The organism is Cyanobium sp. ATX 6F1 (assembly GCF_024346315.1).
Classification (GTDB): Bacteria; Cyanobacteriota; Cyanobacteriia; order PCC-6307; family Cyanobiaceae; genus ATX-6F1.
In genome coordinates, this window is record NZ_JAGQCS010000010.1 from 17,114 (window position 1) to 29,476 (window position 12,363).

Below are 12,363 nucleotides of genomic sequence, written 5' to 3' on the forward strand. Positions count from 1 at the left end.
CGCGGTTGGCGCCTAGTGTCCCACCGTTGATGGTGCCCTGGACCATGCTCTGGCTGAAGCGCTGGAACTTCATCGAACGGGCCAAGCTGGAACGGGAGCTCTGGGAGGCCTTTGAGCGGGGGGAGTCGATCGAGGCGCTGCTGGAGGCCTGCCCCGCCGACGATCTGTTCCGCCGAGAGGTCTGGAGCACCACGGTGGTGCGCATCCGCCGGATCGAGGCGCTGATGGCTGGGAAAGGGCCCACCTCTGCCGGAGCCGCCGCCGAGGACCCGAACGTTTCTCGATGAGCGATCAGGAGCAGCGACCGTTGCCGGCGGTGTTGTTGCTGGCCTATCGGCGCCCTGACACCACGGCCCTGGTGCTTGAGGCCCTGCGTCAGGTGCGCCCCCCGCGCCTTTTCGTGGCCTGCGATGGGCCTCGCCCCGGGGATCCGGCCGAAGCCCAGGCCTGCGCCGCCACCCGAGCTCTGATTGAAAGCGAGGTGGACTGGCCCTGCGCGTGTCATTGGCATCTGCGCAACGAGCACTTGGGCTGCCGCCGCGGGGTGAGCGAAGCGATCAGCTGGTTCTTCGAGCAGGTAGAGGAGGGCATCATCCTGGAGGACGACATCGTGGCTTCACCGCGCTTTTTTTCGTTCTGCTCGGAGCTGCTGGAGCACTACCGGAACGACACGCGGATTGGGGTGATCAGCGGCAGCAATTTCCAACCCCAGCGCCCCCGCGACGGGGCCAGTTACTACTTCTCCCTCTACAACCACGGCTGGGGCTGGGCCAGTTGGCGACGGGCCTGGGCGACCTATGACGCCGAGCTGGAGGGCTGGCCTGCCTTCCGCGATCAGGGTTGGCTGGAGGACTTGGGTGGGAAGCGTTTCGCCCGGTACTGGAGCCGCTGCCTGGAGCGGGTGCATGGCGGAGAGTGCGATACCTGGGACTACATCTGGACCTACAGCTGCTGGCGCCAGGGCCTGCTCACCTGTCTGCCGGCCGTGAACCTGGTGACCAATGTGGGCTTCGGCCACCCCCAGGCGACCCACACCAACACGGGATCCACGCCCCATGGGTCGATCGGCGATCTGGAGGCGCCCCTGCGCCATCCCGCCCAGTGCTTGCCAGATGGACGGGCTGATCGTCATACCTTCCTCACCCAATTCCAGCCGCCCCTGGCGCTGCGGGCGCTCGGTCGATTGCGTCGGCTGCTGGCCTGACCTCACCTCAAGGAGCGGTAGAAGCTGCGGTAATCCGCCACCATTCGCTCCAGGCTGAAATGGTGACTTAGCTCAGCGGCCTGGGTGCGGGACAGGCGCTCACTCGGCCGGGGGAGTGGGCCCGCAGAGGAAAGGGCTGATCTCCACTGGTCGGGGTTCTGGGGGTCCAGCAGCTCCACGAAGGACCCGCCGATTTCCCGGTGAACGGCCAGATCCGAGGCCAGCACGGGGGCATCGCAGGCCAGGGCTTCGATCAAAGGCAGGGAGAATCCCTCCGCCAGGCTGGGCACCAGCACCGCCCTGCAGTGGCGGTAGAGCCAGGCCAGCTGGGCATCGTCGGGGTTGAGGGTGCGCACGCGCCCCTGGAGGCCCCGCTGGCGCATCTGGTGCCGCTCCCGCCGGCTCAAGGGGCCGCCGCCCACCAGCACCAGGTGCTGGGGCAATGCGGCCAACACCTCGAACAGCGCCGTGGTGTTCTTGAAGCCGCCCCGACGACCGACGAAAAGGTGGAACGGCTGAGCGGGGACCCCGGGGCAGGGTCGTGGGGTGAGATCGAAAAAGCGGGTCCCGTGGTGGATCACCCGGGTTCTGCCGGCCAGGGCTGGGGCGAGGGTGGCCAGGTCGGCGGCGCTGCTGGCGCTGACGGCAACGATCGCATCGCTGGCTTCGAGCCAGGCCCGCTTCTGCACCCGGTGGCCCCCGCGCCCCAGGGGGGCCAGCTGCGGCAGGCGTTCGGGGGTCATGTCGTGGAGGGTCGACACCAGGGGGAAGGGGAGCCCCCGCGGAGGGGCCGCACCCAGGTAATAGGTGGCATGGAGCAGGTCCAAGCCGCCCAGGGCCACCGTTGGCGCCCAGGCTTCGCTTGGCGCTGGGTCGAGCCCTAGACGGCCCAGCAGCTGAAAGACCTGGATCGGCAGCCGGAGCAGGCCTGGAGCCCGAAGGTGCTGGTTACCGTGGAGACGAAACGTCAGTCGGACGTCAAGTTCAGCGTTGGGGAGGCCGGCGATCAGATCGGCGAAACAGCGGCTGATCCCTCCCTGCCTCAGGAGTCGGAAGATCTGATGATCGAATCCGATCCGCATCACAATTTCTGTTGGATCAGACCCTTTCTTACTGGTGCTCAATGTCAAATCTATGTTAAGTCCAGCGGGGGTGCTGGAGGGGGCAATGACCTTGAAGCCACAGGTCTTGATGAGTGTTTTGACGATCTGTCGTGACAACTCTGAAGCCTTGAGCGAAACGCTGGATTCGATAGCGAGCCAGCGGTTTCAGAGTGGAGAGCTTGGGTTGGAGGTGATCGTGGTTGACGGCTCCGAGTCCCTTGGCTGTTTCCATGAGACAGAGCGGCACCGGCCGCAGCTGGCCCAACAGGGGTGGCAGATGCGCTGGATGGAGCGGCCCGCCCGCGGCATTTATGACGCCCTCAATGCGGCTTTAACCCTTGCCAGGGGCCGATGGTTGCAGGTGCTGCCTGCGGGTGATCTTTACGCCGATGATCGGAGTCTTGAACGACTGCTGGCCCATGGCCGGCGGCGGTTGGATGCCGGACGCCCCCCGGCGGCGGTGTTCGGTCAGGCTTGGGTGGAGGTGCCGGGCCGCCCCCTGCGCTGGCTGACGCCCGATTCACGCGTTCGTTCGATGACCGCCTGGTTGGGGCGGATGGTGCCCTGCCATCAAGCTTTTTTGTTCGATGGCGACTGGGCCCGGGCCCATCCCTACCCCGCCGACAGTTCGATCTATGGCGATCGGCCGGTGATGCGGGCCGCCCTGGCCGCCAGCGGCTCTGAGGCCTACCTGGCGGAGCCCGTCTGCCGCTTCAGGCTTGGGGGGGTCTCCAGTGGACTGCCCGGTGGCCGCGAACTCCTGCGCCGCTGGCGGGATCCAGCTCTGGGGCGTAGCGGCCGTGTCAATGAGGCCATCAAGGCCTTGGTGCGCCCCCTCGCTGGGGGGTATCCCCACCTGATGCGCGCCAGGGCCGCCTGGATGGGGTGGCGCTACTGATGCCACGCCTCTCGATCGTCACCCCGTTCCGCAACGCCGAGGTGTTCCTTCCGGACCTGGTGCGCACCCTTCAGCAGCAGACCTTTCGCGACTGGGAGTGCCTGTTGGTCGATGACGATTCCGAGGACCGCAGCGCCGAGGTGTTGACCCGCTGCATTGCTGGCGATCGCCGCTTTCGGCAACTGCCCATGCCTGCAGACGCTTCCAGGAGAGTTGGCCAACGCTTGCCTGCCCGGCCCCGCAACCATGGGCTGGCGCATGTGGGCAGTCCACTGGTGGCCTTCCTCGACTGTGACGACCTCTGGCACCCCCGCAAGCTGGAGCATCAGTTGGCCTTCCACCAGGCCGGGGGGCTAGATCTTTCTGTGACCGCCTACGGGCGCTTCCGGACTTTGGGACAGCCCCTGCTGGCGGTGCGCTGTCCACCGGAGCGGTTGGTCTTGGAGCAGATGCGCCAGTCCAATCCGATTCCCATGCTCACGGTCCTGGTCCGCGCTGAGCTGCTGGAGGGGGGGTTCCCACTGGTCCCCCATGAGGACTACCTGCTCTGGCTGAACCTCCGGCGCGACCATCCGGATCTGCGCTATGGGGTCTTGCCGTCGTTGCTGGCTTTTTACAGGCTCCACGACGCCAACCATTCTCGCCATCTTTTTCAGGTCACCGCCTGGACCTATGGGGTCTTCCGCCACCACGGGCTGGACCACGCCGCCGCCTTGCGTCAGTTGATGCTCTGGGGATCCAGGCATGCCCTGCAGGTGGTGTCTGAGCGCCGTCTGGTGCCTCCCCCTGTCTCGATCACCTCGCCCCTCAATGCCTTGCTGGGGGGGGCACCCCTGGTGGCCTCTCTGTTTGCCCAGGTCTGATGGGGCTCCCAGACCGCTCCGCAGGCCCGCTCTGGGGGCGGCTCTGGCGTCAGCTGGGCCGCCGCCGCCGGAGGCAGCTGGCCCTGGCCTCCGGCCTGATGCTGTTGAGCGGCGCCCTGGAGATGGTCTCGGTGGCAGCGGTGGCGCCGTTGCTGGTGGGGCTGATGCAGTGGGGCCAGGGGGCGCGGATCTGGGTGGCCTGGCTGTTCTGTGGGGCGGTGGTGGCTGCGGCCCTGGTGCGCCTAGCCAACCTTCAGGTGACGGCCCAGCTGGCGGCAGCCATTGGCGCTGACCTGGGGGAGGCGGCTTTCCGCCGCACCCTCGGGCGGCCCTACGGCGAGCATCTGCTGCTGGATGGAAGCCGGGTGGTGGCGATCCTGGCGCCGCAGCAGCGGCAGCTGATCACCCAGGTGCTCCAGCAGGGCCTGCAGCTGGTGAGCGCCACCCTGTTGGCGGTCGCGATTGTGGGGGTGCTGGCAGCCCTGGCCTGGCAGGTGTTGCTGCCGGTGGCGCTGGTCGTGGCCGTCAGTTACAGCCTTCTCACCCTCGCCAGCCGGGCCCGCTTGCGCCGCCAGGGGCGTGAGGCCGTGGGCTTGCAGCGGCAGCTGATCCGATTGATTCAGGACAACCTGGCGGCGATTCGTTCGCTGCTGCTGCGGGGCGGTGCCGAGACGGTGGCGGCGGGGTATGGGGCGATCGAGCGACGCATGCGCCGTCTTGAGGCTGCCAATTCCGTTCTTACCGCCCTGCCGCGCTACCTGCTGGAGCCTCTGGGGATGGTGGGCATCGCCTTCACCGGTCTGGTGCTGCTGGCGCGGGGCCAGACACCGCTCCAGGTTTTGCCCACCCTGGGGCTACTGGCGTTTGCGGCCCAGCGATTGCTGCCCCTGAGCCAGCAGATCTGGGTGGGCTGGGCCTCGCTCACCTCCGGCACGGCCCTGCTGGAGGATCTCCTGGGCCTGTTGGAACGGCCGGAGATCCTGCCGCGGCCGCCGCTGACAGCGCTGGAGGACTGGCGGCGCGTGGCCCTGGAGGGCGTGAGCTTCGCCTATGCCCCCGAGGCTGGTCCAGTGCTCCTTGGTTTCGAGCTCCAGTTGGATCGTGGGGAGTGGCTGGGGCTGTGGGGTCCGTCGGGGGCGGGCAAGAGCACGGTGCTGGATCTGCTCCTGGGACTGTTGCCCGCTGATCGGGGGCACCTGCGCCTGGATGGGGCGATCCTCGAGCCCGAGTCGCTGCCCCTGCGGCGTTGGCAGGCGGGCCTGGCCCATGTGGGTCAGGCGGTGCCCCTGGTGGCTGGAACGGTGGCGGCCAATGTGGCCCTCGGCGCCGGTGAATCAGGGCTGGAGCTCGCTCAGCTGGCGGCGCTGGCCGAGCTCACGGGTCTGACGGAGCTGCTGGGGCGGGAGGTGGGTGAAGCGGGGCGGAGCTTGAGCGGGGGCCAGCGCCAGCGGGTGGGTCTGGCCCGAGCCCTGGCGGCACCGTTGTCGCTTCTGGTGCTGGATGAGGCCACCAGCGCCCTCGACCTGGAGGCGGAACGGCAGCTCTTGACCCGCCTGCGGGTGGCGCGCCCCCACCTGACACTGTTGCTGGTCAGCCACCGCCGCGCCAGCCTTGAACTCTGCGACAGGGTCCTGGACCTGAGGGCAAGCCATGGCTGAACTGGAGCCGCCCTCCCGGGTTCAGCTGGCGCTGCGGGCAGCCTCGCTGTTGCTTCTGTTCCTGGTGTCGGCGTTCGCAGGAGGTTGGTTCCTCTACGGGATGGTCCAGGTGTTTTCGGGCTCGTTCACGCTCATGCCGTCCCCGCCTTCGCCGGAACGACAGCCGCGTCTCGGGGAGACCCTACGGGCCCCTGAGCGTGGGCGGGCTGACCCCAATCGCTAGCGTTAGGCCTCAGCGGAAGTTAACGCCGGTGTGGATCGAGGTCACGGCCCGCGCCCAGCTCCCGGTCTACGGCTGCTCCACCCCGGTGAGGTTCCGGTTCACCGACGGCCAGATCGATGAGCAGCGGCTGGCCATCTGCGACGTGGTGGCCACCGAGCGTTTCTTCTGGAAACTGGAGGCCAGCCCGAGCGTGATCGAGGCGCCCGAGGCGGCCTCGCCGATGGAGCTGACGTTCCGGGAGGTGGGGGAGCGCACGGCCCGGCTGGGGATGGTGCGCCAGCTCAGCGCCGACGACCCCTTCACCCTCTACGACGATCCGCTGGTGCTGCAGCGTGAGCTGGAGCAAAGCGGCGTGGAGGCCACCGAGCGGATCTGGAACCGCTATCGCCGTTTCCTGCAGGATCGCGAGCGGCCCCTGTTCGCCGCCCATCCGCTCAGCAGCCGCCACTACCCCCAGGGGGTGCGGCCGGAAGGCGAGGCGCTGGAGATGATCCGCTGGTTGGCGCCATTGGCGAACCAAGGGGCCGTGGCCGAGGTGCCTCTGGTGAGCGTGATCGTGCCCTGCTACGGCAAGTTGCCGGTCACCCTGCGCTGCCTGGAGAGCCTGCTGGCGGAGCGCACGTATCAGCGCCACTCGCTCTGCCGGGTGGAGCTGGTGGTGCTCGATGACGCCTCCCCCGACGGCTCAGGTGCCCAGCTGGCCGCCCTCGATGGCCTCGGCCCGATTCGGGTGCTGCGCAATGCCGAAAACCTCGGCTTTCTGCGCACCTGCAACCGAGGCGCCGCCGTAGCGGAGGGCGATTACCTCTGCTTTCTCAACAACGACACCGTCGTCACCCACGGTTGGCTGGAGGAGCTGGTGGACAGCTTCCGCCTGTTCCCCGGCACCGGCCTGGTGGGCTCGATGCTGCTTTACCCCGATGGGCGCCTGCAGGAGGCGGGGGGGATTGTGTGGCGTGACGGCAGCGCCTGGAACTATGGCCGCGGCAGCGATCCGCGCTCACCCGAGGTGCGCTTCGCCCGCGATGTGGATTACGTGTCAGGGGCCTCGATCGTGGTACCCACGGCCCTGTTCCGGGAGTTGGGGGGCTTCGACAACCGCTATGTGCCCGCGTACTACGAGGACACCGATCTGGCCCTTCAGATTCGCGAACGCGGTCTGCGGGTGATCGTGCAGCCCAGCTCGCGGGTGATCCATTTCGAGGGGGTGAGCGGCGGCCGTGATGAGGAATCCGGCGCCAAGCGGCACCAGGCACGCAACGGCCAACTGTTCCGGCGCAAGTGGGCCGAGCGGCTGGCGGGCCATGCCCCCAACGGCGAGAACCCGCTGATCGAGCGCAACCGAGGCCGCATCGGCCGGTTGCTGGTGCTGGAGATGACCACGCCCACGCCCGATCAGGACGCCGGCTCGCTCTACATGTTCAACATCCTGATGGCGTTGGTGCAGCTGGGCTACGACGTCAGCTTCATCGCCGTCGACAACCTGCAATTCATGCCGGAGTACAGCAGCGCCCTGGAGCGCCTTGGCGTGCGGGTGCTGGTGCATCCCCATCTGAGCTCGGTGGCCGAGCACCTGGAGGTGGAGGGCAGCAGCTACGACGGGCTGCTGCTGGCGCGGCCGGAGGTGGCGGAGCGCTGCCTGGAGGCGATCAAGCGCCACGCCCCCCATGCGCGGTTGATGTATTACACCCATGACCTGCACCACCTGCGCATGGAGCGCCAGCGGGCGCTCGATCCGTCTTCGGTGAGCGAGGCCGCGATGGCGGCGATGCGGGCCCTCGAGAAGGAGATCGTGGATGTGGTGGACGGGGTGCTCTACCTCAGCGAGACGGAGCAGCGGGAGGCGGAGACGCGGCTCGAGCCCCGTGGGAGGGGTTATGTGCTGCCGCCGGTTGTGGAGTCTGAACCGGGGCCCAAGGGCTTCGCGCAGCGCTCTGGCGTGGTGTTCATCGGCGGCTTTGGCCACCCGCCGAACACCGATGCGGTGCTGTGGTTCGTGTCGGAGGTGATGCCGCTGCTGCGGGCTGCCGGGGCGGGCATCAGCTTCCACGTGGTGGGCTCCAATCCGCCCCAGGAGGTGATCGATCTGGCCGGCCCCGATGTGGAAATCCACGGCTATCTGGCCGACCTGGAGCCGTTCCTGGGGGACCGGCGGCTGGCGGTGGCGCCCTTGCGTTACGGGGCGGGAGTGAAGGGCAAGATGCTCACCGCCATGGCGGCGGGACTGCCGATCGTGGCCACCACCATTGCCGCCGAGGGGCTGGCGCTGCGCCATGGGATCACCTTCCTCAAGGGCGACGACGCCGGGGCCCTGGCTGCGGCGGTGCTGGAGCTGTATGGCTCCCAGACCCTCTGGGAGGAAGTGCGGGAGGCGGCCCTGGGCCATGGGCGCAAGGGCTGGGGCGGCGTGGCTTGCCGGGAGGCGCTCTGGCGGATCTGCGCTGATGTGGGCCTGCCGGCCCCCGCGGACGACGCCCAGCTGGGGGAGGCGCTGACCTACAGGCCGGAGCTGGTGCGGCGTCTGGGGGGCGATGAGCTTGTGGCCTGTTACAACCTCCGGCAACTGGCCTGAGGTTGATGGGTCAGGGCAGAAGGGGCAGCCGGTCGGCGGGTTGATCCTTCAGCCGGGGGTTGGCCCGGTCCTTGGCCGAGAGCTGCAGCGGCGCGCCGGCCTCCAGGGTTGGCCAGGCGATCGCCAGATCCGGGTCATCCCAGGCGATGCCCTGTTCCGAAGGGGGGTGGTAGTAGTCGCTGCAGAGGTAGCAGAAATCGGCCAGCGCGCTGAGCACCAGAAAGCCGTGGGCAAAGCCGGGCGGCACCCAGAGCTGGTGGTGCTGCAGGTCATCAAGCACGGCCCCCACCCACATACCGAAGCTGGGGGAGCCGTGGCGCACGTCGACGGCCACATCGAAGACGCTGCCCCTGGCGCAGCGCACAAGCTTGCCCTGGGTCTGCACCAGTTGGTAGTGGAGGCCGCGCAGCACGCCGCGGCCGGAGCGGCTCTGGTTGTGCTGCAACAGGGGCGGGATGCCGGCCGCTTCCAGCTCCGATTGGCGCGCCGTTTCGACGAAGAAGCCGCGTTCGTCGCCGAACACCTTGGGCTTGAGCAGCAGCACCTCGGGAATGGACTGGGGAATGATCTCCATGGGGGGTGCGCTGTGGGATCTGCTGGTGGTCTCAGCCGAGCTGGCCGGCGTACTGGCCCGCGAGGTAGGTGCCGTATTCGGCAGAGAGCAACGGCTCCCACCAGGAGCGGTTGGCCAGATACCAGGCGACCGTGCGGCGCAGGCCTTCGGCCACGGTGACCTGGGGCTCCCAGCCCAATTCATCACGGATGCGGGAGGCGTCGATGGCGTAACGGCGATCGTGGCCGGGGCGATCGGCGACGAAACGGATCAGCTTGCGGCTGGGGGAAACGGGCAGCGCCATGCCTTGCTCAGGCGCCTGCTCATCGACGAGGTCGCAGAGCTGGTGCACCAGATCGAGGTTGCTCACCTCGTTGTTGCCGCCGATGCAGTAGGTGCGGCCTAGTTCACCCGAGAGCAGGATGCGCTCGAGGGCGCGGCAGTGGTCTTCGACGAACAGCCAGTCGCGCACGTTGGAGCCATCGCCGTAGACCGGAATCGGACGGCCCAGGAGGATGTTGATCAGGGTGAGCGGGATCAGTTTTTCGGGGAAGTGGAAGGGCCCGTAGTTGTTGGAGCAGTTGCTCAGCAGCACCGGCAGGCCGTAGGTGTGCTGCCAGGCCAGGGCGAGGTGATCGCTGGCGGCCTTGCTGGCGGCGTAGGGGGAGCGGGGGGCATAGGCGGTGGTTTCGCAGAAGGGCGGATCGCTGGGTCCGAGGCTGCCGAACACCTCGTCGGTGCTGACGTGCAGGAAGCGCCAGGCCGCGGGCGAGCCGGCGGCGAGCCAATGGGCGCGGAACGCCTCCAGCAGCGTGAACGTGCCATTCACGTTGGTGGAGAGGAACGCCCCGGGGCCGCTGATCGAGCGATCCACGTGCGATTCGGCCGCCAGGTGGGCGATGTGGGTGATGGCGTGCTCGGCCAGGAGCGCGTCCACCAGGGCGCGATTGCCGATGTCGCCCTCCACGAAGTGGACGGCGCCGTTGGCAATCAGCGGTTCGATCGTGGCCCGGTTGCCGGCGTAGGTGAGTGCATCGAGCACCACTAACTTGTCGTGTGGATGGGCGGCGGCCCAGTGGTGCACGAGGTTGCCGGCGATGAAGCCGGCGCCGCCGGTGATCAGGAGGTGACGCGTCATTGGGCGACGGAGAGTGGAAGGTTGGGGCTGGCGGGGTTCACATCAACCGACTGCAGCTGGGGCCTGAGCACCAGATCCATGGCCTCCATCGGGATCGCCCCCAGCAACACCTCATCGGCCAGCACCACTTCCCGCTGCTCAAGGGTTTCGAGCTGGAGCTGGATCACCAGGTGCTCGGGGATGCAGAGATGCACCGCGCCCGTGTCCCCCAGGGCGGAGACCGCCACGGGCTGGAGTTCGGGTCTTGTGGGGTTGGCCAGTTGAAGGTCGGCGCGAATCAGACCCATCGAAGCAGGGGTGGTGGATGGGTTCATGGTTCCCCGGCCCAGGCGCTCAGGCATTGGCGCAGATCCTCGCGCCAATCGGGCAAGGGAAGCCCAAAGGTGGTCTGGAAGCGGGTGCCATCGAGGCGGGAATTGGCGGGACGGGCCGCCGGGGTGGGGTAGGAGCTGGTGGGGATGGCGCTGAGTTCGGGGGAGCGCTCCAGCAGGCCCAGCTCCAGCGCTTGCCTGAAGATCTCAGCGGCGAAGCCGTGCCAGCTCACGGCCGGCTGGCCGCTGTAGTGGTAGGTGCCCCAGGGGAAGGGGCGGCCATCGGCGAGAACCCCGGCGCTGGCGGCTTCAGCCAGGGTCAGCAGGGTGCTAGCGATCGCGTCGGCGCTGGTGGGGCCGCCGATCTGATCGGCCACCACCGACAGCGCCGGGCGCTCGGCGCCCAGCCGCAGCATGGTGCGCACGAAGTTGGCGCCCTCGAGGCCAAACACCCAGCTGACTCGCAGCAGCAGGTGCGGCCCTCCGGCGGCCCGCAGGGCCTGCTCGCCGGCCAGCTTGCTGGCCCCGTAGACCCCCAGGGGCCCGGTGGGGTCGTCCTCCTGCCAGGGGCGCTCGCCACTGCCGTCGAAGATGTAGTCGGTGGAGAGGTGCAGCAGGGGGAGGTTGCGCTGGGCGCAGGCGGCCGCCAGCAGGCCCACGGCGGTGGCGTTGATGGCCTCGGCCAGCTCCGGTTCGCTTTCGGCCCGATCGACGGCGGTGTAGGCGGCGGCGTTGAGCACCAGGGCGGGCTGGTGCTGCTCCAGCAGGGCCTCCAGCTGGGGGGCCAGCACAGGAGCGGGGGCGGCCAGATCGAGCTCGGGCCGCCCGGCCATCACCAACGGCCGATCCGGCAACAACTGGGGCGCCAGGCGTTGGACGGCCGAAGCCACCTGGCCGGAGCGGCCGATCAGCAGCAGGGGGGCGCTCAAGGCTGACTCTCCTCGATCAGCAAGCTCTCCAGGTAGGCCCCATAGCCGGATTTGCGCAAGGGGGCCGCCAGGGCGGAGAGGGCTTCGCCATCGATCCAGCCCTGGCGCCAGGCCACCTCTTCGGGGCAGCCGATCTTGAGGCCCTGGCGTTTTTCGAGGGTGCGGATGTAACTGCCGGCCTCATGCAAGGAATCGCAGGTGCCCGTATCCAGCCAGGCCATGCCGCGTCCGAGCAGCTCCACCTGCAGCTGGCCGGCGTCGAGATAGAGGCGGTTGAGGTCGGTGATCTCCAGCTCGCCTCTGGCGGAGGGTTTCACCTGCTTGGCCAGCTCCACCACGCGGGAGTCATAGAAGTAGAGGCCGGTGACGGCGTAGTTGGAGGTTGGTTTGGCGGGTTTCTCCACGAGCGAAGTGACGCGCAGATCCCCGTCGAAGCCCACCACGCCATAGCGCTCAGGATCGGCGACGCGGTAGGCAAACACGGTGGCCCCATCACAGCGGGCGCTGGCGGTTTGCAGGCCACCGGAGAAGTCGTGGCCATAGAAGAGGTTGTCACCGAGCACCAGGGCGGCGGGCCTGCCGGAAAGGAAGGCTTCACCGATCAAGAAGGCCTGGGCGAGGCCATCGGGGCTGGGTTGTTCGGCGTAGCTGAGCTCCAGGCCCCAGGCCGCTCCGTCGCCGAGCAGATCGCGAAAGCGGGGCAGATCCACGGGCGTGGAGATGATCAGGATCTCGCGAATCCCCGCCAGCATCAGGGTGCTGAGCGGGTAGTAGATCATCGGCTTGTCATACACGGGCAGCAGCTGCTTGCTCACCGCCTGGGTGATCGGATGCAGACGGCTCCCGGTGCCGCCGGCCAGGATGATGCCGCGGCGCCCACTGGGGTTGGCCTGGGGGGAGGGCATCGAGAG

At 68.3% G+C, this 12,363-nt stretch carries 13 protein-coding genes; 7 read left to right on the plus strand and 6 right to left on the minus strand.

Features of this window, described 5'->3' with window-relative positions:
- The first annotated feature begins 44 nt into the window (after nucleotides 1-44).
- Both KBZ13_RS13390 and KBZ13_RS13395 read left to right on the plus strand, forming a co-directional pair.
- Nucleotides 45-287: a hypothetical protein gene (locus tag KBZ13_RS13390; protein WP_255010088.1), complete on the plus strand. Its 243-nt coding sequence runs from the start codon at nucleotides 45-47 to the stop codon at nucleotides 285-287.
- Nucleotides 284-1,204 (plus strand): hypothetical protein, encoded by a 921-nt coding sequence (locus tag KBZ13_RS13395; protein WP_255009939.1) that lies wholly within the window; start codon nucleotides 284-286, stop codon nucleotides 1,202-1,204. Before KBZ13_RS13390 ends, KBZ13_RS13395 begins: the two co-directional genes overlap by 4 nt.
- A gap of 2 nt (nucleotides 1,205-1,206) precedes the next feature.
- On the opposite strand, the gene KBZ13_RS13400 is transcribed toward KBZ13_RS13395, so the two are convergent.
- Nucleotides 1,207-2,262: a glycosyltransferase family 4 protein gene (locus tag KBZ13_RS13400; RefSeq protein WP_255010090.1), complete on the minus strand. Its 1,056-nt coding sequence runs from the start codon at nucleotides 2,260-2,262 to the stop codon at nucleotides 1,207-1,209.
- Between KBZ13_RS13400 and KBZ13_RS13405 the strand changes: the two genes are divergently transcribed.
- The 5 genes from KBZ13_RS13405 (at nucleotide 2,146) to KBZ13_RS13425 (ending at nucleotide 8,521) form a co-directional block, all read left to right on the plus strand.
- Complete coding sequence (locus KBZ13_RS13405; RefSeq protein ID WP_255010101.1) at nucleotides 2,146-2,421, plus strand: hypothetical protein; 276 nt, start codon at nucleotides 2,146-2,148, stop codon at nucleotides 2,419-2,421. The two genes, KBZ13_RS13400 and KBZ13_RS13405, sit on opposite strands and share 117 nt — an antisense overlap.
- A 13-nt stretch (nucleotides 2,422-2,434) precedes the next feature.
- Nucleotides 2,435-3,205 carry a glycosyltransferase gene (locus tag KBZ13_RS13410; RefSeq protein ID WP_255009941.1) on the plus strand — a complete coding sequence of 257 codons (771 nt, stop codon included), beginning with the start codon at nucleotides 2,435-2,437 and terminating at the stop codon, nucleotides 3,203-3,205.
- A complete protein-coding gene (locus tag KBZ13_RS13415) occupies nucleotides 3,205-4,068 on the plus strand; it encodes a glycosyltransferase family 2 protein (RefSeq protein ID WP_255009942.1) in 864 nt (287 codons plus the stop codon). The genes KBZ13_RS13410 and KBZ13_RS13415 overlap by 1 nt, the downstream gene beginning before the upstream one ends.
- Complete coding sequence (locus KBZ13_RS13420; RefSeq protein ID WP_255009944.1) at nucleotides 4,068-5,726, plus strand: ATP-binding cassette domain-containing protein; 1,659 nt, start codon at nucleotides 4,068-4,070, stop codon at nucleotides 5,724-5,726. Before KBZ13_RS13415 ends, KBZ13_RS13420 begins: the two co-directional genes overlap by 1 nt.
- Before the next feature lie 251 nt (nucleotides 5,727-5,977).
- Nucleotides 5,978-8,521: a glycosyltransferase gene (locus tag KBZ13_RS13425; RefSeq protein WP_255009946.1), complete on the plus strand. Its 2,544-nt coding sequence runs from the start codon at nucleotides 5,978-5,980 to the stop codon at nucleotides 8,519-8,521.
- A gap of 10 nt (nucleotides 8,522-8,531) precedes the next feature.
- Here KBZ13_RS13425 and rfbC read toward each other — a convergent pair whose 3' ends face one another.
- Genes rfbC through rfbA form a run of 5 tightly spaced genes read right to left on the minus strand, consistent with a single transcriptional unit; the run spans nucleotide 8,532 to nucleotide 12,357 of the window.
- Nucleotides 8,532-9,095 (minus strand): dTDP-4-dehydrorhamnose 3,5-epimerase, encoded by a 564-nt coding sequence (gene rfbC, locus KBZ13_RS13430; RefSeq protein ID WP_255009948.1) that lies wholly within the window; start codon nucleotides 9,093-9,095, stop codon nucleotides 8,532-8,534.
- Between the two features lie 31 nt (nucleotides 9,096-9,126).
- Nucleotides 9,127-10,212 (minus strand): dTDP-glucose 4,6-dehydratase, encoded by a 1,086-nt coding sequence (gene rfbB / locus KBZ13_RS13435; protein ID WP_255009950.1) that lies wholly within the window; start codon nucleotides 10,210-10,212, stop codon nucleotides 9,127-9,129.
- The gene (locus KBZ13_RS13440; protein ID WP_255009952.1) at nucleotides 10,209-10,526 is read right to left on the minus strand and encodes a clan AA aspartic protease; all 318 of its coding nucleotides are present in this window, start codon (nucleotides 10,524-10,526) and stop codon (nucleotides 10,209-10,211) included. The genes rfbB and KBZ13_RS13440 overlap by 4 nt, the downstream gene beginning before the upstream one ends.
- Nucleotides 10,523-11,452, minus strand: a complete 930-nt coding sequence (rfbD, locus tag KBZ13_RS13445; protein ID WP_255009955.1) for a dTDP-4-dehydrorhamnose reductase — start codon at nucleotides 11,450-11,452, stop codon at nucleotides 10,523-10,525. The genes KBZ13_RS13440 and rfbD overlap by 4 nt, the downstream gene beginning before the upstream one ends.
- On the minus strand, nucleotides 11,449-12,357 hold the full coding sequence (gene rfbA, locus KBZ13_RS13450; protein WP_255009965.1) for a glucose-1-phosphate thymidylyltransferase RfbA: 909 nt from the start codon (nucleotides 12,355-12,357) through the stop codon (nucleotides 11,449-11,451). The genes rfbD and rfbA overlap by 4 nt, the downstream gene beginning before the upstream one ends.
- Nucleotides 12,358-12,363 lie beyond the last annotated feature (6 nt).